Below are 24,475 nucleotides of genomic sequence, written 5' to 3'. Positions count from 1 at the left end.
ACTTCGGCGCGCCCCAAATGCTTATGTGACTGTTATGCAGCACACGTATCTAATTGGCGTTCCAGGGCGCTTGCTTCAGCCTCAGTCACCCACACGTTGTAGCGATCTTTAACGGTGATGATTTTCTTTGCGTAATCGCACCTAAAAGCTGTGTTTGGTGGAAGCCAGGTTGCTGCATCGCCTGCACCTTTTTGCTGGTTAAGCGTACCTTTAACGGCGAGAAGGTTGTCGGGATCGTTGGCAAAGTTCTTTCGAGTTTGCTCATCCCACTGCTGTGCTCCCTTGACCCATGCGTCATGTAATGGGACCAGGTGATCGATCTGCACGTCGCCGGAACGTTCACCGCGAACGAAATCAATAAGTTCGCCAGAAAATGGATCGCTGAGCAGGCCGCTCGTGACGATACAATCCTTGGTGCCTTCGCGAAGTTGGATGTCATCCAGGTCGCGTTGCAGGATGTCGTTGCGGGTATCGCAGCCATTGTGTCCATATTCCACGGAAACAGTGTCGGTCCATGCTGGTCCGAATAATTCGCGGTCATATCCTGTTCCTGGCGCACGACCTTTAACGTCAAGGGAAGCGAGCATCGCACGGTATTCAGCCGCAGTCTCGCTAGATGCCGCTGGAGCAGTTGCCGCTACCGAGCTTTCCGAAGACGTCGGTGTTCCAGACGCCTCTTCTACCCCACCATCTATAACGTAAGCTGCAAAAGCGACTGCAGCCACGGCAATCGTGATGATGCTGGATATTACACTTTTAACTTTTTTGGTTGACCTGATAGCAGGTGTTCTTTTTTGTGATCGAGCCATGATGGTTTCACACCATATCAACTGTGCAGGACACGTCTGCAATCACCCCGAACATTTGTTCAATCGTTGATTTTCATTCCACTTCGTAATATTGTTGACATATCATCTAAATTTCCAAGAGAGGACACCACACAGTGGCTAACACGTCATCCGATTGGGCAGGCGCCCCACAAAATGCATCAGCAGACGGCGAGTTCGTTCGCGATACCAACTACATCGATGACCGCATCGTCGCAGACGTTCCAGCGGGATCCGAACCAATTGCTCAGGAAGATGGCACTTTCCATTGGCCTGTCGAGGCTGGTCGCTACCGTTTAGTCGCTGCCCGCGCATGTCCATGGGCACACCGCACTGTTATCACCCGTCGTCTTCTCGGCCTGGAGAACGTGATCTCGCTTGGTCTGACCGGCCCGACTCACGACGTTCGTTCCTGGACTTTCGATTTAGATCCAAACCATCTTGATCCCGTGCTGCAGATTCCTCGTCTACAGGACGCGTATTTCAACCGCTTCCCCGATTACCCGCGCGGCATTACTGTCCCAGCGCTCGTGGAGGAATCGTCTAAGAAGGTCGTCACCAACGATTACCCTTCCATCACCATCGATTTCAATCTTGAGTGGAAGCAGTTCCACCGTGAGGGTGCGCCTAACCTCTACCCCGCGGAGCTGCGCGAGGAGATGGCGCCGGTGATGAAGCGCATCTTCACTGAGGTCAACAACGGCGTATACAGGACCGGCTTTGCCGGTAGCCAGGAAGCGCACAACGAGGCGTACAAGCGGCTTTGGGTTGCGTTGGACTGGCTAGAAGATCGCTTATCGACGCGACGTTACCTCATGGGGGATCACATCACCGAGGCGGATATCCGCCTCTACCCAACCCTCGTGCGTTTCGATGCCGTCTACCACGGACACTTCAAGTGTGGCCGCAACAAGATCACCGAAATGCCGAATCTATGGGGCTACCTGCGGGATCTTTTCCAGACCCCAGGCTTTGGCGACACCACCGATTTCACCGAAATCAAGCAGCACTACTACATCACCCACGCGGAGATTAACCCCACCCGGATCGTTCCAGTCGGACCAGATCTGTCTGGTTTCGCGACACCACACGGCCGTGAAAAGCTCGGCGGATCCCCATTTGCTGAAGGTGTTACTCTGCCTGGCCCAATTCCTGCGGGCGAAGAAGTGAAAAACCCTGAACCTTTTCAGAAGTAACTAAGGCCGCAATCCCTCGATTGCTGCATCAACGACGGCGTCTGTGAGTCTAGCTAGAGATCTAGATTCCAGGCGCCATCGTTGCCAATACATCGGTGTGTCAATGGGTATCTCATCGAGGAGGATCACTTCTCCTGCTTTTAGCATGGGAGCAGCTTGGGTTTCGGGAAGAAGTCCCCAACCAAGGCCTCGGCGAATTGCCTCACCAAAACCTTCCGCCGACGGGACAATGGATACGCGCCTGCGCCCCACAGGACCATCGACGCGCCCGTCCAGGTCACGGTCTTGAAGCACATCTTTGGGACCGAAGCGTAAGACGGGCATCGCAGCCCAATCTAGTTTCCCATCAACCATGTAGGCATCCCGCAATGAGGGGGTTGCAATGGCCAAGTGGCGCATGGTTCCAAGTTCTACTACTTCACATCCCGCCACGGGATTAGCTTCACGGGTTACCGCTCCTAAAACATCTCCACGCCGCAGCAAGGATAATGTGTGCGCTTCATCTTCCAAGCGCAGCGTGAGCGTTGCTCCACCCCAAGAAGCTACCTCGTTGAACACGGGAGGAAACCATGTGGATAGCGAATCTGCGTTGATGGCGATGGTTAACGGGATTTCAGCAAGGCGTCCAGATAGTTGCGCTTTAGTTTCTGCTTGCAGCAACACCATTTTCCGCGCTGCTTGCACAAGGACTTCACCCGCTTCGGTTGCTTTGGCCGGTTGGGTGCGCGATACCAACACTCGACCCACGTGATGCTCGAGAGCTTTAACGCGCTGACTCACCGCCGAGGGGGAAATGGAAAGGGCTAAGGAGGCGCCTTCGAAGCTGCCTTCATCAATGATTGAGAGCAAAGTGTCCAGTTGAATGGGGTTCATGAAGCTATATTAAACCATGTTAAGAACCAATCATTTTACTTAAGTACTTCCATAGGTCACGATGGTGATCATGGAAATCTTCATTACAGGTCTGCTTTTGGGGGCCAGTCTTTTACTGTCCATCGGACCGCAGAATGTACTGGTGATTAAACAAGGAATTAAGCGCGAAGGACTCATTGCGGTTCTTCTCGTGTGTTTAATTTCTGACGTCTTTTTGTTCATCGCCGGCACCTTGGGCGTTGATCTTTTGTCCAATGCCGCGCCGATCGTGCTCGATATTATGCGCTGGGGTGGCATCGCTTACCTGTTATGGTTTGCCGTCATGGCAGCGAAAGACGCCATGACAAACAAGGTGGAAGCGCCACAGATCATTGAAGAAACAGAACCAACCGTGCCCGATGACACGCCTTTGGGCGGTTCGGCGGTGGCCACTGACACGCGCAACCGGGTGCGGGTGGAGGTGAGCGTCGATAAGCAGCGGGTTTGGGTAAAGCCCATGTTGATGGCAATCGTGCTGACCTGGTTGAACCCGAATGCGTATTTGGACGCGTTTGTGTTTATCGGCGGCGTCGGCGCGCAATACGGCGACACCGGACGGTGGATTTTCGCCGCTGGCGCGTTCGCGGCAAGCCTGATCTGGTTCCCGCTGGTGGGTTTCGGCGCAGCAGCATTGTCACGCCCGCTGTCCAGCCCCAAGGTGTGGCGCTGGATCAACGTCGTCGTGGCAGTTGTGATGACCGCATTGGCCATCAAACTGATGTTGATGGGTTAGTTTTCGCGGGTTTTGGAATCGGTGGCCTTCGCCCAAATGTTGATGCCGGCGTCGTGGGAAATCTCATCGATCGCCTCCAACTCGGCGTCAGAAAACTCCAAGTTGTTGAGTGAATCAAGGCTGTTGTCCAGCTGCTCAACTGACGAAGCACCAATCAATGCACTGGTCACGGTATCCGCGCCGTACTCTCCTTGCTCGCGCAGCACCCATGCAAGCGCCATCTGCGCAAGTGACTGCCCGCGTTCCTGGGCGATGTCATTGAGCTTGCGGACCATATCAATATTGTTCACGTTCAACATGCCCTCAGACAGGGACTTACCCTGGCTGGCGCGGGAACCCTCTGGAATTCCATCGAGATATTTGTCCGTGAGCAGGCCCTGCGCAAGTGGTGAGAAAGCAATGACGCCAAGACCATTGTTGGCAGCTGACTGCAACAAGTTCTCACCGTCATCGCCCGGTTCCTCCACCCAACGATTAATGATGGAATAGCTTGGCTGATGAATCAGAAGCGGGCAGCCCTCCTCCGCCATGAACTCAGCCGCCTCCGCTGTGAGCTCTGGACCGTAGGAAGAAATACCCACGTAAAGAGCCTTTCCAGACGCAACAATGTCACGCAATGCGTACATGGTTTCTTCCAAAGGAGTATCTGGATCCGGGCGGTGATGATAGAAAATATCCACGTAATCCAAGCCGAGGCGAGTCAGGGACTGATCAAGGGAACTCACTAGATACTTTCGGGAACCACCAAAACCATAAGGTCCAGGCCACATATCCCAACCCGCCTTGGAAGAAATGATCAACTCATCGCGGTGGCTTTTGAGATCCTCACGCAAAATCCTGCCAAAGTTGGTCTCTGCGGAACCTGCTGGAGGTCCATAGTTATTAGCCAAATCGAAGTGAGTGACTCCCCTATCAAACGCGCGGTGAATAATGCTGCGCTGCGTTGAAAGCGGCTTGTCATCACCGAAGTTGTGCCACAGCCCAAGCGAAATTGCCGGAAGCTTCAGCCCAGAATTTCCCACCCTGCGGTAGATCATGTCGTCATAGCGATTGTCTGCTGGTTGATATGCCATGACAGCCATTGTGCTCAGTTTGTCTCGTTTGTGCCACGGCTTTGTGCATCTGGATGCAAAAAAGCAGCCAACCCGAGGTGGGTTGACTGCTTTTATCAGTGCTTTTGAGGCTGGGTGTTACTTGACCAGGCCGAATCCGCCGGTCCATCCAATCTTCTCGGAACCTGCAAGGGTGAGCTGCAGGAAACCAACTGCTTCAAGCTCGTGTGCACGCTTGAGGGAACCAGCGTCAAGGGCGTCGAGGCCGCCAGCGTTGACGTCGGTGATAAGAGCGTTCTTTGCGTCTTCATCATCGCCTGCAACTAAAACGGTGGTGGTGATATCGCCAACCTTTCCGGTAGCCAAAGTGGCTGCGAAGTTGGTGTTGAAAGCCTTCAAAACGCGGGAGGTTGGAAGCTGAGCCTGGATCTCAGCGGTTGCAGAAGAACCAACTGGAACGACGAGGGAATCGAAGGTCTCGAAGTTAAGTGGGTTGGTGATATCGATAACGGTCTTGCCTGCGAGAGCATCCTTGTGGCTTGCAATGATGGACTCTACTGCTGGGTAAGGAACAGCAAGGATAACAACGTCACCGTTGATGGTTGCGATGTCAGAATCTGCAGAACCGATGTGTTCTACAGTTGCACCACCCTTGGTGAGGACGCCTGCGATTGCGGTGCCCATGTTGCCGCGGCCGAAGATGGTGTAAGTGGTCATTGTGTTGTTCTCCTTGTGTGAAATGGTTTCAGATTGTGTCATTGCCGGGGAAGCCTTCTTGTTTCCGAAGAGCTTGTTGAGCAGTTCTTTGATCATGAACACAACACTAGACCCTAATTACTTGACGTGTCAAGTAATTAGTTAAAAAGAAATGCTCCCCCGAAGGGAAGCAGTCCTTTAATGCGAGACTTTTAGCAGCTCAACGGCAAAAAGCTTAAGCCAACTTCTTTGCGATCAGCTGGTTCACCTGAGCTGGGTCAGCCTTACCGCGGGTCGCCTTCATGACAGCACCAACGATGGCGCCGGTGACCTTGGTGTTGCCAGCGCGGTACTTCTCCACGATGTCTGGGTTTGCAGCCAAGGCATCATCGACAGCCTTTTCAATTGCGCCGTCATCGCGAACAACTTCCAGTCCACGAGCAGCAACAACCGCGTCCACATCGCCTTCGCCAGCAATAACGCCGTCGATAGCCTGACGTGCCAGCTTATTGGTCAGCTTGCCTTCAGAAACAAGCGCAACGACGCGAGCAACGTGAGCTGGCGCAACACCGAGAGCATCGAGCTCGACACCAGACTCGTTAGCCTTCTGAGAGATGTAAGAAACCCACCAAGCACGAGCTTCATCAGGAGTGGTACCCGCTTCCACGGTCTCGATGATGAGGTCGAGCGCGTTGGCGTTGATGAGGTCGCGCATCTCGGCGTCGGAAAGCTTCCACTCTTCCTGGATACGTGCACGGCGAACCCAAGGCAGCTCTGGAAGAGTTGCGCGGATTTCTTCCACCCACTCACGAGGCGCAATCACTGGAGGCAGGTCAGGATCGTTGAAGTAACGGTAATCCTCAGCGGTTTCCTTTGGACGACCCTTGGAGGTACTTCCGTCTGCCTCCTGGTAGTGGCGGGTTTCCTGATCAATCACACCACCGTCGTCCAGTACCTGAGCCTGGCGCTGCATCTCAAAGGTGATGGCCTGCTCAACGGACTTCAGGGAGTTGATGTTCTTGGTTTCGGTACGGGTGCCGAATTCCTCCTGGCCGATCGGGCGCAGGGACAGGTTGGCGTCGACACGCATAGAACCCTGATCCAAGCGGCCGTCGGACACACCGAGCGCCTTAACCAGATCGCGCAGTGCGGAGACATAAGCCTTAGCGATCTCTGGAGCGCGAGCGCCAGCGCCTTCGATTGGCTTGGTGACAACCTCAATCAAAGGGACGCCTGCACGGTTGCAGTCCACCAAAGAAGCGGTTGCGCCGTGAATACGACCAGAAGTACCACCCAGGTGGGTGAGCTTTCCGGTGTCTTCCTCCATGTGAGCGCGTTCGATTTCCACACGCCACTCGGTGCCGTCCTCCAGAACAACATCCAGGTAGCCGTCGTATGCGATTGGCTCGTCATACTGGGAGATCTGGTAGTTCTTAGGCTGATCCGGGTAGAAGTAGTTCTTACGTGCAAAGCGTGAGGACTCAGCGATGCTGCAGTTCAGCGCCAGTCCAATCTTAATTGCCCACTCCACGCCCTTGGCGTTAACCACAGGAAGTGCGCCTGGGAGACCCAAAGAAACTGGGTCAACATTGCTATTGGGTTCAGCGCCAAAGTGTGCAGAAGATGCAGAGAACATCTTGGTCTCAGTGCCCAGTTCGACGTGGACCTCAAGTCCCATCACCGGGTCATATTTCTCTAGAACTTCATCGAAGTCCATCAGATCATAAAAGGCTGCAGTCATGGGTCATTATTCTAGTCATCATTGTGCAAGCATGTTGTCATGGGGTGGCACGGTCCATTTCTGACAGCGCTCCCCCGGCTCGGATTGCTGCTTAATTGAGGTCGAAGGTGGCTTTAGAAACACTTTAGAAAAGCCAAAGACCGCCTGATTTTCACGAGAAAACCGGGCGGGCTAGTTGGCCTGACTCTTAAAGAGTTTTAGGAGCGAAGCCTTTTAGGAAGCGGCCTTCTCCGAGGCAGCCTTTTCTGAAGCCACCTTCTCCGCAGCCCTCTTATCGGACGCCCTGCACAATGCAGCAAGAAGTGCTCCGGAAAGGTTGTGCCAGACAGAGAAGATAGCGCCTGGCAGAGCAGACATTGGTGACATGTACTGGGATGCGAGTCCAGCTGCGAGGCCGGAGTTTTGCATACCGACCTCAATCGCGGTAGTGCGTCGAGCTGCAGCAGGCTGCCCAGTGAATTTCGCAGCGAGGTATCCCAGGGAGTAGCCGAGGGTGTTGTGAATAATCACGGCAGCCAGCACGAGCAGTCCTGCTTCGAGGATTTTATCCCTTGAACCAGCGACCACGATGGCAACGATCAATGAAATCGCAATGACTGAAATCCATGGCAAAAGAGGCAAAACCTTGCCAATGAGTGTCGGGAAGATCAACCGCACAACAAGTCCGCCCACGACTGGGATCAGCACAACTTGGACGATGGATACAGCCATATCAGCGGCATTAAGTGGCATGTATTGCCCCGCCAGCCACAGGGTAAGCAGTGGAGTGAAAATTGGAGCAAGCAGCGTGGAGATGGAAGTCATGGTGACAGACAGCGCAACATCACCACGGGACAGGTAAGACACCACGTTGGAGGAAGTTCCGCCAGGTGCACAACCAACCAAGATGACACCGGCCGCAATTTCCGCAGGCAGCTGCAAAACCCAGACCACCAGCAATGCGATCAGGGGCATGATGACAAACTGGGCGATCACGCCGATAAGAACTGGGAGTGGGCGTTTAGCAACAAGGGCGAAGTCAACTGGCTTCAAGGTCAGGCCCATGGAGAACATGATGATGCCCAGCAAAGGATTGACCCACGAAGAAATATTGAGCACAACATCCGAGGCTGTGAATCCGATGATGCCGCCAATGATGACCAAGACCGGGAATCCCAATGCAGCGATATATGCTGCCCGGTCTTCCGATTTCGGTGTTTTGAGTTCAACTTGAGTACTCATGTGCTCCCTAACTGATAGCGTGAAGAACTTCCCAACATCTGAGACGTTTCTATTATTTTGTCTCAAAATTATGCCCACAGGCAAATAATTCGACCGCTACCCCCTGCCCGCACCACCGGACCACTACTCCCCTGCATGCTCCTCCAGAAGTGGCACCAAGGCGTCTAACGCGAACCGAGTGGACTGCGGGGAACCCAAAGAAAACGCATTGGAAATCTCACGGGGCATCACAAAGGAACGGCCGTCACGAGTGGCGGTCAACATCTGCCATGGAACCTGCTCTGCCATTTCCTCAGGAGTCATACCGATGGCAAAGCCGACAACCAGGTCGGAATCCACAACGCCGAAAGTCTCTTCACTGAATTTGATGGAGAAACCCGTATCGCCAGGTTGCTGTTTAGCCAGCTCAGGGTTTTCCTGGAAGCCCAGGTCCAGCAAAGTATCTACACGGTTGGAGCCCTTGATGTATGCACCCCAGCTGGTTGCCGTTGCAGATACAGCAGCCGCGGTCTTCTCAGGCCAGCCCGGGTGAGCTGCACGAATATCAGCAGTGAGCTGCTCGTATTCAGCGTTCACTTCTTCACCACGTTCAGCCTGCCCCAGAGCAGTGGCGATCATGGTTACCTGCTCAGCGCGTGGGGTGAGGTAGCTATCGCCACCTTCTGGAACGCCGATGGTCAGTGCGATTGAAGACAACTTGTCATAGCGTTCCTGGTCGCCAGAGCTGCGCACGTCCAAAATCAGATCCGGTTCAAGCGCTGCAATCTTTTCATACTCCGGTTCCATGGTTCCGATTATTTCTGGCGCTTCATCGTAGGCAGAATCCTCAATCCACGGTCCCACGCCTTCACCACCGAATGCGAGCCAATCTGATGCACCCACAGGCTGCACACCGAATTCCAGCGCAGCCTCAGCATCTCCCCAACCCAGGGCAACGACGCGTTCTGGTTGGCTTTCCACAGTGACATCACCGAATTTGGTCGCGATGGACACTGGATATGCCCCATCGGCAGATGATGTCACGTCAGCGCTAGATTCACTCTCCGATTCGGTCGATGAGCAACCCACCATACCCAACGCCATTCCCGCAACCACCACAATCGATGCAGCTGACTTAAATAAACTGACACGCTTTTTCATTGGCGCCCGTCCCTTCAGGATAAAAATAAAGTATGCAAACCTTACCTAACCTGTTCGAGATTACTGTGATCGGGCATCGAAAATAACCCCCAATAGGCGACTTCTCCCCCTCAACTTCGCGCGCTCAACTTCTCATCACACGACTTCAGTCAACAAAGTCCCGATTCCCTACTGAAGTCGCCTCCTAAAACGCAAACCACCGATCCCAAATAGAAAAAACCGGCGCCCATTGTGAATGATGAATTCACAGTAAGCGCCGGTTTGGGTGAACAAAGGGGCTAGCTGGCGTCGAAAAGCGATGCCTCGTTGGGAATGATGGGAACCTGCATGTGACGGTACAGTCGCTCCATGAGCGTCAGTTTGACGGCAGGCCATTCATCGTTGGTGATGGAATAGATGACGGTGTCGCGGACGGTGCCGTCAGGGTGGATGCGATGTTTGCGTAGTACGCCGTCTTGTTTTGCTCCGAGTCGTTCGATTGCGGCGCGGGAGCGGTGGTTGTGCCAGTTCGTTCGGAATTCCACGGCATTGACACCGAGGTCTTCAAAAGCGCGCTGCAACTGCAGGAATTTCACCGAGGGGTTGATGCCGGTTCCTTGGACATGGGCAGCCATCCATGTGCGTCCAATTTCCAGCCGTTTATTCGCGTGGTCAAGGGTATGAAATGAGGTCATGCCAACGGCACGGCCTGTTGCAGCGGAAATGATTGCCCAAGGCGCACACAGTCCGTCTGCATGTTCGGCTAGGCGGCGGTCAATTTCCTCCGCCATGCCCTCTGGGGTGGGTAGAGCGACGAACCAATGGCGCCACAATTCTTGTGAGGCGACAGCTTCCTGGAGATCCTGAGTCCACTGATGTGACAGTGGTTCTAAGATCACCGCGTCGTTCGTCAGACGCGGGTTTTGTGCGAATTGCATGAGATGAATATAGTCATAGAATCGCGTTTTGTCCTATTTCTAGAGAAAATCCAGGTTAAAAGCATTAAATTCATTGCTTTTCGACGTCAAAATGCACCCGTTTTGCAGCGCTTGGGGCGCCGCAAAACAGGTGCACAAAAAACGACACTTTCTTAGAAAGCTACGCCTGATTTGAAGATCACATTCGCATACGCAGTGGTCTCCCCTGTTCGAATGACAAAGGCACATTCCGCGAGCTGGGCTTTCAGCTCTTCATGCGTGACAACTTCCACATCCGTATCCACCATTTCGCGGATACGTTCGGGTGCCCCTTCGGCAATCACCGCGCCTTCCACAACTACTTCCGGCTTGAGAGCATTCAGTACTTGTTCAAAGGTGGGGATCCCAAACACGAGTGCCAAATCGATGATCTCTACGTGTTCTGGGATGGGTAATCCGCAATCTGCCACTGCCCAGGTATCGGTGTGCCCGAGCCGCGCGATGGCGTAACACAGATCGGGGTTTAGTAAACCGGACTTTTTCATCGCCGACTACTTGAAGTCCGCGACGTTGTCGAGCTTCACAGTGACAACCTCAACTGGTACCTCTGTTTCAGCGTCCTCACCGCGCAGGAGCTTAGCTGCTTCTTCCACAGCCTTTGCTCCCAGCTCTTCTGGCTGCTGAGCAACGGTGGCCAACATGCGTCCATCTTCAACCGCTGCCAGACCATCATTGGTGCCATCGAAACCGACAACGATGACATCTTCACCAGCACGAGCACCCAGGGCTTCGATTGCGCCCAACGCCATCTCATCGTTTTCCGCGAAGATCGCCTTCACATTGGGGTGTGCCTGCAGCAGGTTAGTTGCCACGTCCAGGCCCTCACCGCGGTCAAAGTTGGCGGTCTGCTTAGCCACAATGGAAATGCCCTCATGCTTAGCGATCTCCTCTTCAAATCCCTGTCCACGATCACGTGATGCAGAGGATCCCGCAATGCCTTGCAGCATGAGGATTTCACCTTCGCCACCGATCGCCTCTGCCAGGGCTGCAGCAGCCTGCGCGCCGCCAGCAACGTTGTCAGATGCCACGAAGGACGCCACCTCGCCACCATTGGAGGAACGGTCGACAGCCACAACAGGAATGTCAGCCTGGTTGAGAGCTTCCACCGACGGCACCACAGCATCAGAATCAGTTGGGTTGACAATCACCACGCCAGCACCGGTGGTGACAGCGTTGTTGAGCTGGTTGGCCTGCGTTGCAGCGTCATCGGAAGCATCCTGAACATTGAGGGTCACGCCCAATTCATCAGCCTTTTCCTGGGCACCATCACGAAGCTGCACAAAGAACGGGTTGGTCTGGGTAGACAGAGCCAAGGTGATCGACCCATCCGCAGAACCGCCGTCTGCGCTGGTGCCAGAAGATTCACGGTTGCAAGCAGACAAGCTGAAAGCCAAAACGACAGAAGCGGACAGAGCAATAAGTTTACGAGCGTACATGTGAAAATTTCCTTTCAGGAATTACTTAGAGGTTTTGTTTCGGATGACATCGAAGCCCACCGCAAGCGCGATGACACAACCGATGACAATCTGCTGCCAGAACGAGGACACGTTCAAAATGTTCAAGCCATTGCGGATCACGGCCAACAAGATGGCACCAATCAAAGTGCCCGTTGCTTTTCCGGTTCCGCCAGCAAGTGACGCACCACCAATGACCACGGCGGCAATCGCATCGAGTTCGTATCCCACGCCTGCCTGCGGCTGCGCGGACGACAAGCGTCCCGTCATGACCAGACCCGCAAGTGCTGCATACACACCAGCCAGTGCATAGACCATGACCAGGATTTTCTTCACTGGCAGACCAGATAGTCGGGCTGCTTCCATGTTTCCGCCAATGGCGTACATGGACCGTCCCAGCACGGTGCGGCTCAAAATAAACCAACACACAATGCCAGCCAGTGCCATCATCAGAATCGGCATCGGGATGCCAAAGTAGGTGCGCCCCAAAGCGTTCACAGCTGGTGCACTGGGAATTGGTGAGCCTTGGGAAATGACCAAGGTGATTCCCCTGGCGATCGACATCATGGCCAAGGTGGCAATAAACGCAGGCAACTTGCCATAAGCAATAGAAATGCCAGAGATCGCACCCGCCAACAATCCGATGAACAGGCCAATCAGCAGCGTGATCCAGCCCGGCAAACCAACTTCCGCGAAGAAATACGCCGAGGTCATCGCACCCAACGCAGCCACTGATCCCACAGACAAATCAATGCCTGCGGTAACGATGACGAAGGTCATGCCGAACGCCAGGATCGCCACCGTCGCCGATTGGATACCGATGTTGATCAGGTTAGGAATGGTGAGAAAGTGGGGTGTTGCAATAAAAAGTCCAACACACAGTGCAATCAGCCCCACCAACGCACCGTTATTGAGCATCCAATGTCCAATTTTGGATGCCGTTGTGGACTTCTTCTGTGAAACTACGGCGGTGCTCAACGGTCCTCCTTTGTGTTTTCGATTTCTGCAGCAGCTTCCTCGGTGATGGAATCATCCACCTGGGAAACAGCTAGAGCCATGACATCGTCCTGGGTTGTTCCCTTCGCTGGCAGTTCGCCTGCGATGCGTCCACCAGACATGACCAAAATGCGATCAGCCATGCCCAAGACTTCGGGAAGCTCCGATGACACCATGAGCACAGCGCCACCTTTTTCCGTCATCTCATTAATGATGTTGTAAATTTCCACCTTCGCGCCGACGTCAACGCCACGGGTCGGTTCGTCGAGAAGCAGCACGTTTGACCCGGCAAGCACCCAGCGGCCGAACACGGCCTTTTGCTGATTGCCGCCCGATAAATCGCTAATCGGTTGTTTGAGGCTTGCCATCCGGATGCGGAGTTTTTCCGCGACCTCGGCGGCTCGTTTGTGCTGTCCTGATCGATCGACCAAACCTGCGCGGGCTGTCGACGCCAAAGTCGCCAATCCCAGGTTGTCCTCCACAGACGACCCCAGCACCAGGCCCTGGGCTTTTCGATCTTCCGGAATGTGCCCGATGCCGTTTTTAATAGCCTCGGAAATATCGCCGCCGCGCAATTTCTTGCCAGCAACGATCACCTCACCGGAATCAACTTTGTCCACGCCAGCAATCGAGCGAACCACTTCCGTGCGACCAGCACCCACAAGACCGGCAAGGCCTACGACTTCACCAGCGCGAACAGTCAAGGAAATATCCGTGAACCGGCCCTCCGCGTTGAGGTTTTTCACCTCCAACAGTGGCTGCCCGATCTCTGGCGCACTACGCGGATACTGGTTTTCAATGCTACGACCCACCATCAGCCGCACCAGCTCATCTTCATCAGTATCCGCTGGCAGCTCCGCGATGAACTGGCCATCACGCAGCACAGAGACGGTATCGCCGATGCGCGCGATCTCATCCAAGTGGTGCGAAATAAACACCATGGCCACGCCTTTTTCTTTCAGCTGATCCACCACTTTGAATAACTGATCAATTTCACGACCAGTCAACGCTGCAGTGGGCTCATCCAAAATCAATATCCGCGCATTCATGGACAACGCCTTGGCGATCTCCACCATCTGCTGCCTAGCGATTCCTAAAGAACCCACCTGAGCATTCAGATCCACATCCACGCCGATGAGATCCAGCGCCGCCTGTGCCTGCCTGCGCAAATGTTTGAAATTGACCAAACCCCACTTCCGAGGAGTGCGGCCCAGCATGACGTTTTCCGCCACCGTCATCGTGGGCACCAGATTCAATTCCTGGTGAATCGTAGCGATGCCAAAAGACTCAGCAGTTTTCGTATCAGGCAAAGTCGTGGGCTTTCCATCCACCAAAATCTGCCCGCCATCAGGCTGATACACACCCGACATCATCTTGATCAGCGTAGATTTACCCGCACCATTTTCACCCAACAGCGCAAGCACCCTGCCAGGGCGAACATCGATGCTCACTTGATTAATGACGTTGACTGGGCCAAACGACTTGGAGACTTTATCCAACTGAAGGATTGGTGCAGGATCATGCTGATGAAGCGCTTGTTCAGAGTTCACCATCTAGGCTCACCTCGTGTTGCGTGTTCTGTGCGGCTTTCGCGGCTGCTTTTTGGGCTGCTTTTGCTGCCTTTGCGGCCGCCTTTTGGGAAACCGCCGTTGATCCATTGATGCTGAGCTGCGTTGGAATCACCACAGATTTTTGCGCGGTGTCCCCATTGATCAGCTTCTGCAGAATCTCAAACGCACGCTTACCGATCTCTTGTACGTGCTGGTCAATGATGCTCAGCGGTGGATTCTGCAGCCGGAAAATTGGGTTGTTATCAAACCCAATGAGCTGCACATCCTCACCGATCTTCAAATTCATCTCATGAAGAGCCAACAACGCACCGATGGTCATCATGGAGTCACCAGCGATAATCGCATTGGCTCCCTGCTTGATCAGCACCTTGATGCCGTCATATCCAGATTCTTGGCGGTAGCCACCGTAATAGACAGATGCTCCGACGATGCCGCGGTCCACGCATAGTCTTTCAAAAGTGTTAAGACGCAGCTGACCAGTGGAAGTATCCTGCGGGCCGGCAAGGTAGCCCAATTGCACGTCAGCTGCCAGGAGTAAGTCCACAGCTTCAGTCATGCCCGGAACTGGATCTGAGGTAACCGAAGGAATAGACGAGTTAACAAAACTACGGTCTGCCAGCACTACTGGCACTCCCCTGTTAACCAAGTCAGTGACTTGTTCCTCTGACTGAATGTGTGGCACCACGATGATTCCATCGAGGCGTTGGTCATCCATGATCGCCAAAGTCTGACCAAGCAGCTCTGGGTTTTCTTCAGAGTTGGACAAAATGGTGGACACCCCAGCTTCACGAGCAGCTTTTTGAATCGATGCTGCTAGTGAGGAGAAATATGGGTTCTCAATGTTTGGAATGATGACACCGATGGTGTCTGTCCTCGACTTCCGCAATGCACGAGCTTGGGCATTGGGACGGTAGTTCAGCTTTTGAGCGGCTTCAACCACTCGGATGCGTGTGGATTCCGGAATGCTCGCGTTGTTGGCCAATGCCCGGGACACCGTGCTGACTGAAAGCTGTGTTGCTTGCGCGATGTCTTTGAGCGTGGTGGCCCGCTTCTTCGGGCTGGAGGTTTCGGAAGCCATCTCCTCACCAACTTTCTGGAAGGTACCCCTATTGTGGGATAAGGAACGTAAATGCAATCGATTGCATTGTGTTTAAGATGAACTTATCCCCACTCCCCCACGAAAGTCAAGCCTAGGTCACAGTCTAAGTGTCAATGGATCTAGGCCACTTGATTTCACTTACTTGCACTTTCCTTACGGCATGAAAAAACAGCCCCTCCACCTCAATGGGCGAAAGAGCTGTTATTGGCTGTTGATAAAAGCCCGAAAAACTATCCAAACATTGCCTGGGCAGTAACCCAGCGTTCGAATGGAACTTCCTTCAAGGTTCCGACTGCTTCTTCAAAGGTGATCATCTCAATGCTCTCACCCTTCAAAGCAACAACCTTGTCAAAGCTTCCCTCATGGCACGCACGAGCTGCACGAACACCATAACGAGTGGCCAGAACACGGTCGAAAGCAGTTGGGGTTCCACCACGTTGAATGTGGCCAAGAACGGTCGTACGAACATCGTGGCCGAGGCGCACGTGGATCTCATCAGCGATCTGCTGTCCAATTCCCGTGAAGGTCTTGTGACCGAACTGGTCAATGTGGCCTTCACGAAGCTCCATGGTGCCTTCGCGTGGCAACGCACCTTCCGCAACGACGATAATGCCGTACTTCTCGCCCATCTGGAAGCGACGTTCCATCGCCTTGCAGATCTCTGCAATATCGAAAGGTACTTCTGGAATAACGGTGTAGTGAGCACCGCCGGCCATACCTGCGTGCAGAGCAATCCAACCCACGTGGCGGCCCATGACCTCCACGATCATCACACGGTTGTGAGATTCAGCGGTGGTGTGCAGGCGGTCAACAGCGTCGGTAGCCACTGCCACAGCAGTATCGAAACCGAAGGTGAAGTCAGTGCCATTCACGTCATTGTCAATGGTCTTTGGGACACCGACAACAGGGATACCGTTATCAGACAGCCACTTGGCACCCTTCAGGGTTCCTTCGCCACCGATTGGGATAAGGGCATCGATGCCGGCGTCTTCTAAGTTGGCCTTAATCTGATCAATTCCGGCCTTAAACTTGTCCGGATGGAGGCGACCAGTGCCCAAAATGGTGCCGCCTCGAAGGAGGATTCGGTCAATATCTTCATCGTCATACAGCTGTACGCGACGATCGCCTAACAGTCCTTCCCAACCGTCTTGATAACCAACGACGGTGGAGCCAAATTCATTGCTGGCTGTGCGGACGATTCCTCGGATGACGGCGTTTAGTCCGGGGCAGTCGCCGCCTGACGTGAGAGTAGCAATTCGCATGTCTTCCATATTAAACCCATCACAACACCCGCGCCGGAACAATCACCCAAAAATAAGAGAATCACAGGGGTTGACAGGCCAAAAAACTGTCTCTGACCATCTTATTTAATCGCCAGAGCTGCAGTTTCATTAACAAATCGACATTGTCCGAGCGGGCATGTGGTGTGCTGCACAATTTTTGGTCGGACACATTTTTGCCCCCATTGGGTTGTCGGATCAGATCAAGAAAACCCCCGCGGAAAAATTTTGTCTCTAGACTGGCTCACCATGGAAATGAAATTGAAAAAGGCATCCCAGGTCAGCACTGCCACCGTCGTCGCAGCAGGTTTGATCGGCGGTTGGTTGACTGCCCGTGAATCCGGCATTCGCCCACTGGGCACCATTCCATTGGCAGCATCCGGAGCGCTTGCTGCACGAAGCTGGAATGAAAAGAAGGGTCCTGCAGTAGCTACTGGCCTGCTGGCAACCTACGTTGGTGCATTTGGCCTGTCCCACCCACTTGCCAAGAAGATTGGCGCGTGGCCTGCAGTTCTTACTGTGACCGCTGGCGCTGCTGCGATTGCTTACGCAGTATCTGACTCCCAGTAATAATTACGGTAAAAAAACTTATCGGGGCGACTCTTATTAGAGGTCGCCCCAGATTTCTGTTTGGAATCACACTAGGCAATTTAAGCGACCGAATATCTGGAATGGGTAAAAGGTATGCCCACGGGGTGTTAAGGCCCGCAAATGGCGTTCTGTGGCGTCGAGATATTCCGGTTCCGGGGCAGTTTTACCGCAGTCACATGGCGAACTCGCAGAAGGAAACCAAAATCATTCCGGGCTACTCGAGTTTTGGCCTGATTCGCACGTTTTTCAGGCCTCGAAATGAGCTTTTTAAACCAATGGGAGCTGGGAAAACACGTCCGTTGGTCTTTCTAGAACCCCTTGCCCTTATGCCTTGCTGAGCGCGAGTTCTTCTGCCTCATTTTGCTCATTGAACTCCCGCTTGGAGGCCTGCCACTGGTCTTCGGTCATGCCAAGGCGCCAGTATCCGGAAATGGATGCATCAGCTTTGTCTACGTTGCCTTCCACGAAGAGGAATTTGCGGGTTTCCTTCACCATTTCGGCGACTCCGTGGATGAACCAGGAAGTTTTCTTGGTTGGGTAGCCGTCCTGGCGGAGGGCGTCGATAAGCAATGTACCGTGGGTGGCGCCGTCGCGGGGCACCCAGACAACCTCGATGTTGTCGCTGGCTGGGGCGTTGAAACGCGCTTCGTTGGAGGAGATTTCAATGAAGGCTTTGGCGGTGGTGCCGGCGGGTAGGTGTTCTAAGGCTGCGAAAATTGCGGGTGCTGCGGCTTCATCGCCTGCGAGAACGTAGTGCTCATAGGTGGTTTCTGGCTTCCATGCGCCACCTGGGCCGCCGAACGCGATGACATCACCTACCTGTGCCTGCTGCGCCCAAGGACCGGCAAGGCCATCGGTGCCGTGCGCAACGAAATCTATGTCAAATGTGCCTGCGACAGTGTCAACCGTGCGGAAAGTGTAGGTGCGGCGCACTGGTTGCAGCTCACGGGGCTGGGTTTCCGCAATTTCTGCCATGTCGAAAGGCCAGGAGTAATCCGCACCTGCTGGCACGAAGAGGATCTTGATGTAATGGTCCGTGAACCCCAGGTCGGCGCCAACGATTTCTGGGCAGTCGAAGCTGAAGCGGATGAGATCGGGGGAAATTTGACGCACACCAGTGACGGTTGCTGTCTTGATTTTCATTTCGCGTCGTTTGCGGGGCGCTGGAGTGTTCATGGAAAACCTCTTATCGATATATCTTTAACTGACCTAGGCAAGCCTAACAAAAATTCAGGAAATGCGTAAGAGGCACCCCCACAAAAGAAAAAATTGGCCGCCCGCGCACAGTCATGCGAGGGCAGCCAATTTCTTAAAAAGGGTTTAGAACCTACTTGCGTCCAGCTTCAAAAGCAGCGCCGACGCGGTAGAGACGATCGTCCTGGAAAGCAGGAGCCATCAGCTGCAAACCAACAGGCAGACCAGTATCTGATGCCAAGCCGGAAGGCAGGGACATGCCCGCGAGACCAGCCAGGTTCAGTGGCAGGGTGCACAAGTCGAAGTTGTACATCTCCAGCGGATCGGTGACCTTCTCCCCCAGCTTGAACGCGGTGGTTGGAGTGGTTGGGGACACCAAGATGTCGACCTGCTCGTAAGCCTTGGCGAAGTCCTGTGCAATGAGGGTACGAACGCGCTGAGCCTGCAGGTAGTACGCGTCGTAGTAACCAACAGACAACGCGTAAGTGCCGAGGATGATACGGCGCTTAACCTCAGGGCCGAATCCCTGCGCACGGGTGTACGCCATGACCTCATCGGCGGAACGAGTTCCGTCATCACCAGCGCGCAAACCGTAACGCATGCCGTCAAAACGCGCGAGGTTGGAGGAAACTTCACAAGGAAGAATCAGGTAGTACGCGCCAAGAGCGTCATCAAAGTGAGGGCAATCAACCTCGACGATTTCCGCACCCTGGGAGCGCATCTGCTCAACAGAAGCGTGGAATGCCTCAAGCACGCCAGGCTGGTAGCCGTCGCGGTCGAACTGCTTGACCACACCGACCTTCACGCCTTTCAGGTCACCGTTCGCGCCTTCACGGGCAGCCTGCACAACAGGAGCAACCGGACGATTCACGGAGGTCGCATCAAAAGCGTCGTGGCCTGCGATAACCTCGTGCAAAAGCGCGGTATCCAGAACAGTACGAGCGGTTGGGCCACCCTGATCCAGGGAGGACGCACACGCAATCAGACCGTAACGGGATACGGTTCCGTAGGTTGGCTTCACACCGACAGTGTTGGTCAGCGCAGCTGGCTGACGGATGGATCCACCAGTGTCAGTACCAATCGCAAGTGGCGCCTGACCTGCAGCAAGAGCAGCTGAAGAGCCACCACCAGAACCACCTGCGGTGCGCTCCAGATCCCACGGATTGTGGGTTGGGCCGTATGCGGAGTTCTCAGTGGAGGAACCCATCGCAAACTCATCCATGTTGGTCTTACCCAAAATTGGGATGCCAGCCTCACGGATCTTGCGGGTCACAGTCGCGTCATAAGGGCTCATGTAGCCCTCAAGCATCTTCGATGCCGCCGTGGTCGGCGCATCAGTGGTGGTAAAGACATCCTTCAGCGCAAGCGGCACGCCAGCCAAAGCCGAGGCAGGTGCCTCTCCAGCGTCTAGACGCTTATCGACGTCATCCGCCGCGTTCAGGGCCTCCTCCTGGCCAACGTGGAGAAATGCATGAATATCGCCGTCAACCGCAGCAATGCGATCTAGGTGCGCTTGAGTAACCTCGCGGGAAGTTACCTCGCGGGAATGAATAAGACCTGCCAGCTCTGCTGCGGTCTTTGTGGTCAGCTCGTTTTCAGAGCCTTCAACCAGGTACTTGTTGGTCATAATTATTAGTCGCCCTCACCCAGAATCTGCGGAACCATAAAACGTCCATCCTCGACAGCGGGCGCTTGGTCCAACGCAGCCGCAGCATCGAGGGTCTTGTGCACGACATCTTCACGCATGGTGGTGGCGATGCTGTGCGGGTGGCTCATAGGCTCAACACCTGCGGCGTCGACGTTTTGAACTGCGGAAACATATCCGACAATGTCATCGATCTGTCCAGCAAACTGCTCGAGTTCTTCCTCAGTGAGCGCCAGTCTGGAAAGTTTGGCAAGGTGAGCGACCTGGTCGCGCGAAATCTCAGGCACTTGGTTTCTGATCCTCTTCGCTAGTCACAATGGGTACAAGAAAATTTAACTTGCGCACGCATGCGCAACTGTTGGTTTATCTTACTGCACGAGGTGGACACGCATCGGCGAGGGTATAACCATGAGCCAAAATCAATAAGGTGTTTTTCAGCCTGAGGTAAAAATACGGTGGTACTGTCGAAACCAATCATCCCCTAGTTTTGAAAAGAAGGAAGCGAGCCAATGTCATTCCTGATCCGCGTCCTGTTGTCCGACACCCCAGGCAGCCTCGCGTTACTCGCTGAAGCCCTTGGGATTGTAGAGGCCAATATTCAATCCGTGGACGTGGTGGAACGCTTCCCCAATGGCACGGTCATGGACGATCTGGTGATCTCCATCCCTCGCGATGTCATGGCAGACACCATCATCACCGCAGCTGAAGAAGTCGACGGCGTGGAGATTGATTCCATCCGCCCATTCTCCGGGACTGTTGACCGCCGCGGACAGATCCAAATGCTGGCTGCTGTTGCTCACCAACGCCGCGATATCACCGCAGCGATGGAAGAAATGGTCGATGTCATCCCCCGCACCATGACCTCTGGTTGGGCTTTGGTCATTGATCTAAAAGGACCCATCACTCGCATCGCTGGTTCCCTAGCAGCGCCCGAAGATGACGGCACCGTTCCGGAGAACATCGTTCTCAAAGAAGCTCGCATGCTCAACCCGGAAAACGATCCGTGGATTCCAGAGTCCTGGACACTGCTTGATTCTTCCCTTGCCATCGCTCCGATCGGCAAGCACGGCCTGGCTCTGATTATCGGTCGCCCTGGTGGCCCTGATTTCTTGGCCAGCGAAGTGGAGCACTTAGGCCAAGTCGGTGACATTATCGGAGCAATGCTTCAAAAATAATCTGAGCTGTTTAAAAAATGCCCCAAGGAAGATGTTCCTTGGGGCATTTTCATGTGCGACTATTCGTCAGCTGAGCCGGTATTGAGCAAACGGACGAATCCTGCCTCATCCAGAATGCGCAGCCCTAGTTCTTCTGCCTTGGTGGCCTTGGAACCTGCGTTTTCACCAATCACCACGTAGTCAGTTTTCTTCGAGACAGATCCAGAGGCTTTTCCGCCACGGGAGATGATGGCTTCCTTCACCGAATCTCTGGTGAAGCCTTCCAACCCTCCGGTGACCACGATGGTTAGGCCTTCAAGGGTTTGTTCAGCGACCTCCCCTACTTCTTCCTCCATAGTCACACCAGCGGCTGCCCACTTGTCCACGATGGCCTTGTGCCAATCAACCTCGAACCAGTCCTTGAAGGATTGGGCAATGATGGTACCTACTCCATCGGTTTCGGAGAGTTCCTCGAGGGGGGCGTCGATAAGCGCCTGGATGGAGTGGTAGCGACCTGCAAGGGCGCGCGCTGCGGTGGGGCCTACGTGCCTGATAGATAATGCCACGAGGACTCGCCAGAGGTCGGTCTGCTTGGATTTTTGCAGGTTGTCCAGCAGTTTCTTGCCGCTGGCATTTACTTTGCCGGCGTTGGTGGTGTAGACATTGGAGCTCAGCAGATCGTCCTCTGTGAGGTCGAACAGGCCAGACTCGTCAAGCAAAATGCCGGTGCGAATGAGGTCTTCAGCGCCCTTTTCGCCCAATGCTTCAATATCAAAAGCGCCACGACCAGCAAGGTAGGTCAAACGCGTGGACAGCTGACCTGGACAGCTTTGCATGTTGGGGCAACGCCAATCCACGTCATCGGCCTTCGCGGGCGCCAGACGGGTACCGCATTCAGGGCACAGCGTTGGGAAGATGTACTCGCGCTCTGTGCCGTCACGAAGCTCTACGACAGGGCCAAGCACCTCTGGGATAACCTCGCCCGCCTTGCGGATAACCACGGTGTCACCGATGAGCACGCCTTTACGCTTGACTTCGCTCTGGTTATGCAGCGTCGCCATAGACACCGTTGATCCTGCAACAAGAACCGGCTCCATGACCGCGAATGGGGTGACACGGCCGGTGCGACCAACGCCAACCTGAATATCAAGCAGCTTGGTGGTGACCTCCTCCGGAGGGTACTTGTACGCAATGGCCCAGCGAGGCGCGCGGCTGGTGGAACCCAAAGCACGCTGAGATGCGATGTCATCGACCTTAATCACCAGGCCATCCATCTCATGGAGTGCGTCGTGGCGGTGATCAGCCCAGTAGCTGACCTTTTTCACCACATCTTCTGGATCAGTCACAGCCTCTGTGTACGGCGAGGTGGGCAAACCCCAGGCAGCCAATGCCAGATACGCATCATGCTGAGACGCAGGGCTAAAGCCTTCAGTGAAACCGATGCCATGGCTGATCATCCGCAGGCGGCGCTTCTTCACGTCCTCAATATTTTTCTGACGCAGAGAACCAGCCGCAGCATTACGCGGGTTGGCAAACGGCTTGCCACCATCAGCAATGCGCTGCGCGTTGACCTCTGGGAAATCCTCCACAGTGATGAACACCTCACCGCGAATTTCCAGCACAGCAGGCACAGGATATTCATCAGTGCCCTGAAGCTGGTGCGGGATATCTTCGATCACGCGAGCATTGGCCGTGATGTCCTCGCCCACGCGACCATCACCACGAGTAGCGGCACGCTCTAACTGGCCATTGCGATACACCAAGTCGATGGACAAGCCATCAATTTTCAACTCCGTCAAATACTGCTTGGCTGGCGTCCTGCCCAACCAATCACGCAACTCCTGCTCATCAAAAACATTGTCCAAGCTGAGCATTCGCTCCAAGTGCTCAACATTGTCAAAGCTTGATTGCTCTGCCACCGGAGCGCCCACAACCATGGTGGGGCTATCAGGGACGGCGAGCTCCGGGTGGTCTTCTTCCAACTGCTGAAGCTGCTTAAAAAGCGCATCAAAATCAGCATCAGGGATCTCTGGCTGTTCGTTGTAATAACGATCTCGGTGATAACGAACCTTCTCGGCTAAGTCGTTCCACGTTCTACGCAGTTGAGCATTATCTTCAGTCACGGTTCCCGATTCTAACCCTAAGGGTGGACACGGCCATTCGCACAGGTGCTCGGAAAGCTAAAACTCACGTCAAAATTCGCGTATGAATGGGTGCAGACCTGCTTAAAACCGTACCGGGGGCACCCGGTGTCCCATGCGACTATTAGGGTTAGGAACCATGAACTCACCAAGCAATCCATCTCCCACCGTCCCAAGCTTCGACACCACCAAGATGCTCTCCTTCGACCTGGAAACAACGGGCGTCAATCCCTTTGACACCCGCATCGTCACCTCCGCAATGGTTACGATCACCAGCAAAGGCGCTGAGCCTATTGAGCTATTGGCTGACCCCGGCATCGAAATCCCCGAGGCCGCCACTGCAGTCCACGGCATCACCACCGAACATGCCCGCGCCAACGGCCGTCCGCACGATGAGGTGTTAGCCGAAACCATCTCCAGGCTGCGCGCCGGCTGGCAGGCAGGACTGTCGGTCATTGTCTTCAACGCATCCTATGACCTGACCGTATTAAGAAACCATGATCCAAGCTTCACCATCGACGGCCTAGTTTATGACCCCTTCGTTATCGACAAAGTCAAAGACCGTTACCGCAAAGGCAAGCGCACACTCACTGATATGTGTGCTCACTACGACGTTCAATTAGGCAACGCCCACGAAGCCACCTCAGATGCGCTCGCAGCCGCACGCATCGCCTGGAAGCAGGTCCGCCTGTGGCCAGAACTCACCAAGATGACAGGCGAAGAACTCATGGAGTTCCAAGCAGTCAACTATTACGAGCAACAAAAGAGCTTCCGTAGCTATCTCATCGGGCAAGGCCGCGATGCCAGCGATGTGAACACTTCATGGCCAGTGCAAACTGACCCCGCATCCTAAACCGCGCCAGATTTCTACCTCAA

Annotated in this window: 23 protein-coding genes; 5 read left to right on the top strand and 18 right to left on the bottom strand. The window is 54.3% G+C overall.

Annotated elements, in window-relative coordinates:
• Positions 1-32: 32 nt before the first annotated feature.
• A complete protein-coding gene (locus CGL_RS06305) occupies positions 33-809 on the bottom strand; it encodes an HNH endonuclease family protein (protein WP_011265710.1) in 777 nt (258 codons plus the stop codon).
• Between the two features lie 134 nt (positions 810-943).
• Here CGL_RS06305 and CGL_RS06300 point away from each other — a divergent pair, with 134 nt between their 5' ends.
• Positions 944-2,023 carry a glutathione S-transferase family protein gene (locus tag CGL_RS06300; protein WP_011014241.1) on the top strand — a complete coding sequence of 360 codons (1,080 nt, stop codon included), beginning with the start codon at positions 944-946 and terminating at the stop codon, positions 2,021-2,023.
• On the opposite strand, the gene CGL_RS06295 is transcribed toward CGL_RS06300, so the two are convergent.
• Entirely contained in the window at positions 2,024-2,896 is an 873-nt protein-coding gene (locus CGL_RS06295; protein WP_011014240.1) for an ArgP/LysG family DNA-binding transcriptional regulator, read from the bottom strand.
• A gap of 61 nt (positions 2,897-2,957) precedes the next feature.
• On the opposite strand from CGL_RS06295, the gene lysE reads away from it, so the two are divergent.
• Positions 2,958-3,668 carry an L-lysine exporter gene (lysE, locus tag CGL_RS06290; protein ID WP_003854734.1) on the top strand — a complete coding sequence of 237 codons (711 nt, stop codon included), beginning with the start codon at positions 2,958-2,960 and terminating at the stop codon, positions 3,666-3,668.
• Here the strand turns inward: lysE and mgrA are convergent.
• From mgrA to CGL_RS06230, 12 genes are all read right to left on the bottom strand, one after another.
• Positions 3,665-4,750 (bottom strand): L-glyceraldehyde 3-phosphate reductase, encoded by a 1,086-nt coding sequence (mgrA, locus tag CGL_RS06285; RefSeq protein WP_011014239.1) that lies wholly within the window; start codon positions 4,748-4,750, stop codon positions 3,665-3,667. The genes lysE and mgrA overlap by 4 nt on opposite strands.
• 108 nt (positions 4,751-4,858) lie before the next feature.
• Positions 4,859-5,437: an NADPH-dependent F420 reductase gene (locus CGL_RS06280; RefSeq protein ID WP_006285040.1), complete on the bottom strand. Its 579-nt coding sequence runs from the start codon at positions 5,435-5,437 to the stop codon at positions 4,859-4,861.
• 214 nt (positions 5,438-5,651) lie between these two features.
• Complete coding sequence (gene gatB, locus CGL_RS06275) at positions 5,652-7,157, bottom strand: Asp-tRNA(Asn)/Glu-tRNA(Gln) amidotransferase subunit GatB (protein WP_011014238.1); 1,506 nt, start codon at positions 7,155-7,157, stop codon at positions 5,652-5,654.
• Positions 7,158-7,370: 213 nt separating this feature from the next.
• Positions 7,371-8,378 carry a bile acid:sodium symporter family protein gene (locus CGL_RS06270; protein WP_003854741.1) on the bottom strand — a complete coding sequence of 336 codons (1,008 nt, stop codon included), beginning with the start codon at positions 8,376-8,378 and terminating at the stop codon, positions 7,371-7,373.
• 123 nt (positions 8,379-8,501) lie between these two features.
• A complete protein-coding gene (locus tag CGL_RS06265; protein WP_011014237.1) occupies positions 8,502-9,518 on the bottom strand; it encodes an iron-siderophore ABC transporter substrate-binding protein in 1,017 nt (338 codons plus the stop codon).
• 278 nt (positions 9,519-9,796) lie between these two features.
• Entirely contained in the window at positions 9,797-10,435 is a 639-nt protein-coding gene (locus CGL_RS06260; RefSeq protein ID WP_003854745.1) for a GNAT family N-acetyltransferase, read from the bottom strand.
• A 152-nt stretch (positions 10,436-10,587) separates the two neighbouring features.
• Positions 10,588-10,959, bottom strand: coding sequence for a D-ribose pyranase (gene rbsD, locus CGL_RS06255; RefSeq protein ID WP_011014236.1), 372 nt, complete (start codon positions 10,957-10,959; stop codon positions 10,588-10,590).
• A 6-nt stretch (positions 10,960-10,965) separates the two neighbouring features.
• Positions 10,966-11,910, bottom strand: a complete 945-nt coding sequence (locus CGL_RS06250; protein ID WP_011014235.1) for a D-ribose ABC transporter substrate-binding protein — start codon at positions 11,908-11,910, stop codon at positions 10,966-10,968.
• Between the two features lie 21 nt (positions 11,911-11,931).
• Complete coding sequence (locus tag CGL_RS06245; RefSeq protein WP_011014234.1) at positions 11,932-12,846, bottom strand: ABC transporter permease; 915 nt, start codon at positions 12,844-12,846, stop codon at positions 11,932-11,934.
• 56 nt (positions 12,847-12,902) lie between these two features.
• Positions 12,903-14,477, bottom strand: coding sequence for a sugar ABC transporter ATP-binding protein (locus CGL_RS06240; RefSeq protein WP_011014233.1), 1,575 nt, complete (start codon positions 14,475-14,477; stop codon positions 12,903-12,905).
• Positions 14,464-15,573: a LacI family DNA-binding transcriptional regulator gene (locus CGL_RS06235; RefSeq protein ID WP_011014232.1), complete on the bottom strand. Its 1,110-nt coding sequence runs from the start codon at positions 15,571-15,573 to the stop codon at positions 14,464-14,466. Before CGL_RS06235 ends, CGL_RS06240 begins: the two co-directional genes overlap by 14 nt.
• Before the next feature lie 251 nt (positions 15,574-15,824).
• On the bottom strand, positions 15,825-16,856 hold the full coding sequence (locus CGL_RS06230; protein ID WP_011265707.1) for a 6-phosphofructokinase: 1,032 nt from the start codon (positions 16,854-16,856) through the stop codon (positions 15,825-15,827).
• Positions 16,857-17,123: 267 nt separating this feature from the next.
• Here CGL_RS06230 and CGL_RS06225 point away from each other — a divergent pair, with 267 nt between their 5' ends.
• Entirely contained in the window at positions 17,124-17,444 is a 321-nt protein-coding gene (locus CGL_RS06225; protein WP_011014230.1) for a hypothetical protein, read from the top strand.
• Between the two features lie 345 nt (positions 17,445-17,789).
• Here CGL_RS06225 and CGL_RS06220 read toward each other — a convergent pair whose 3' ends face one another.
• The 3 genes from CGL_RS06220 to gatC form a co-directional block, all read right to left on the bottom strand.
• The gene (locus CGL_RS06220) at positions 17,790-18,641 is read right to left on the bottom strand and encodes a siderophore-interacting protein (protein ID WP_011014229.1); all 852 of its coding nucleotides are present in this window, start codon (positions 18,639-18,641) and stop codon (positions 17,790-17,792) included.
• A gap of 151 nt (positions 18,642-18,792) precedes the next feature.
• Complete coding sequence (gene gatA / locus CGL_RS06215) at positions 18,793-20,286, bottom strand: Asp-tRNA(Asn)/Glu-tRNA(Gln) amidotransferase subunit GatA (RefSeq protein ID WP_011014228.1); 1,494 nt, start codon at positions 20,284-20,286, stop codon at positions 18,793-18,795.
• Between the two features lie 5 nt (positions 20,287-20,291).
• Positions 20,292-20,591 (bottom strand): Asp-tRNA(Asn)/Glu-tRNA(Gln) amidotransferase subunit GatC, encoded by a 300-nt coding sequence (gatC, locus tag CGL_RS06210; protein WP_003854761.1) that lies wholly within the window; start codon positions 20,589-20,591, stop codon positions 20,292-20,294.
• 222 nt (positions 20,592-20,813) lie between these two features.
• Between gatC and CGL_RS06205 the strand changes: the two genes are divergently transcribed.
• Positions 20,814-21,479 (top strand): hypothetical protein, encoded by a 666-nt coding sequence (locus CGL_RS06205; protein ID WP_003861389.1) that lies wholly within the window; start codon positions 20,814-20,816, stop codon positions 21,477-21,479.
• A gap of 59 nt (positions 21,480-21,538) precedes the next feature.
• Here CGL_RS06205 and ligA read toward each other — a convergent pair whose 3' ends face one another.
• Complete coding sequence (ligA, locus tag CGL_RS06200; RefSeq protein WP_011014227.1) at positions 21,539-23,581, bottom strand: NAD-dependent DNA ligase LigA; 2,043 nt, start codon at positions 23,579-23,581, stop codon at positions 21,539-21,541.
• Between the two features lie 157 nt (positions 23,582-23,738).
• Between ligA and CGL_RS06195 the strand changes: the two genes are divergently transcribed.
• A complete protein-coding gene (locus CGL_RS06195; protein WP_003861387.1) occupies positions 23,739-24,452 on the top strand; it encodes a 3'-5' exonuclease in 714 nt (237 codons plus the stop codon).
• Positions 24,453-24,475 lie beyond the last annotated feature (23 nt).

The sequence above is a fragment of the Corynebacterium glutamicum ATCC 13032 genome, from assembly GCF_000011325.1.
GTDB classification, from domain to species: domain Bacteria; phylum Actinomycetota; class Actinomycetes; order Mycobacteriales; family Mycobacteriaceae; genus Corynebacterium; species Corynebacterium glutamicum.
This window is presented reverse-complemented; position numbering and strand designations above follow the sequence as displayed.

Bases quoted from the DNA above. Each gene is read 5' to 3' on its own strand.
- CGL_RS06305 (WP_011265710.1), bottom strand. From the start codon at position 809: ATGGCTCGATCACAAAAAAGAACACCTGCTATCAGGTCAACCAAAAAA.
- CGL_RS06295 (WP_011014240.1), bottom strand. From the start codon at position 2,896: ATGAACCCCATTCAACTGGACACTTTGCTCTCAATCATTGATGAAGGC.
- lysE (WP_003854734.1), top strand. From the start codon at position 2,958: ATGGTGATCATGGAAATCTTCATTACAGGTCTGCTTTTGGGGGCCAGT.
- mgrA (WP_011014239.1), bottom strand. From the start codon at position 4,750: ATGGCTGTCATGGCATATCAACCAGCAGACAATCGCTATGACGACATG.
- CGL_RS06280 (WP_006285040.1), bottom strand. From the start codon at position 5,437: ATGACCACTTACACCATCTTCGGCCGCGGCAACATGGGCACCGCAATC.
- gatB (WP_011014238.1), bottom strand. From the start codon at position 7,157: ATGACTGCAGCCTTTTATGATCTGATGGACTTCGATGAAGTTCTAGAG.
- CGL_RS06270 (WP_003854741.1), bottom strand. From the start codon at position 8,378: ATGAGTACTCAAGTTGAACTCAAAACACCGAAATCGGAAGACCGGGCA.
- CGL_RS06265 (WP_011014237.1), bottom strand. From the start codon at position 9,518: ATGAAAAAGCGTGTCAGTTTATTTAAGTCAGCTGCATCGATTGTGGTG.
- CGL_RS06260 (WP_003854745.1), bottom strand. From the start codon at position 10,435: ATGCAATTCGCACAAAACCCGCGTCTGACGAACGACGCGGTGATCTTA.
- rbsD (WP_011014236.1), bottom strand. From the start codon at position 10,959: ATGAAAAAGTCCGGTTTACTAAACCCCGATCTGTGTTACGCCATCGCG.
- CGL_RS06250 (WP_011014235.1), bottom strand. From the start codon at position 11,910: ATGTACGCTCGTAAACTTATTGCTCTGTCCGCTTCTGTCGTTTTGGCT.
- CGL_RS06245 (WP_011014234.1), bottom strand. From the start codon at position 12,846: ATGCTCAATAACGGTGCGTTGGTGGGGCTGATTGCACTGTGTGTTGGA.
- CGL_RS06240 (WP_011014233.1), bottom strand. From the start codon at position 14,477: ATGGTGAACTCTGAACAAGCGCTTCATCAGCATGATCCTGCACCAATC.
- CGL_RS06235 (WP_011014232.1), bottom strand. From the start codon at position 15,573: ATGGCTTCCGAAACCTCCAGCCCGAAGAAGCGGGCCACCACGCTCAAA.
- CGL_RS06230 (WP_011265707.1), bottom strand. From the start codon at position 16,856: ATGCGAATTGCTACTCTCACGTCAGGCGGCGACTGCCCCGGACTAAAC.
- CGL_RS06225 (WP_011014230.1), top strand. From the start codon at position 17,124: ATGGAAATGAAATTGAAAAAGGCATCCCAGGTCAGCACTGCCACCGTC.
- CGL_RS06220 (WP_011014229.1), bottom strand. From the start codon at position 18,641: ATGAACACTCCAGCGCCCCGCAAACGACGCGAAATGAAAATCAAGACA.
- gatA (WP_011014228.1), bottom strand. From the start codon at position 20,286: ATGACCAACAAGTACCTGGTTGAAGGCTCTGAAAACGAGCTGACCACA.
- CGL_RS06205 (WP_003861389.1), top strand. From the start codon at position 20,814: ATGTCATTCCTGATCCGCGTCCTGTTGTCCGACACCCCAGGCAGCCTC.
- CGL_RS06195 (WP_003861387.1), top strand. From the start codon at position 23,739: ATGAACTCACCAAGCAATCCATCTCCCACCGTCCCAAGCTTCGACACC.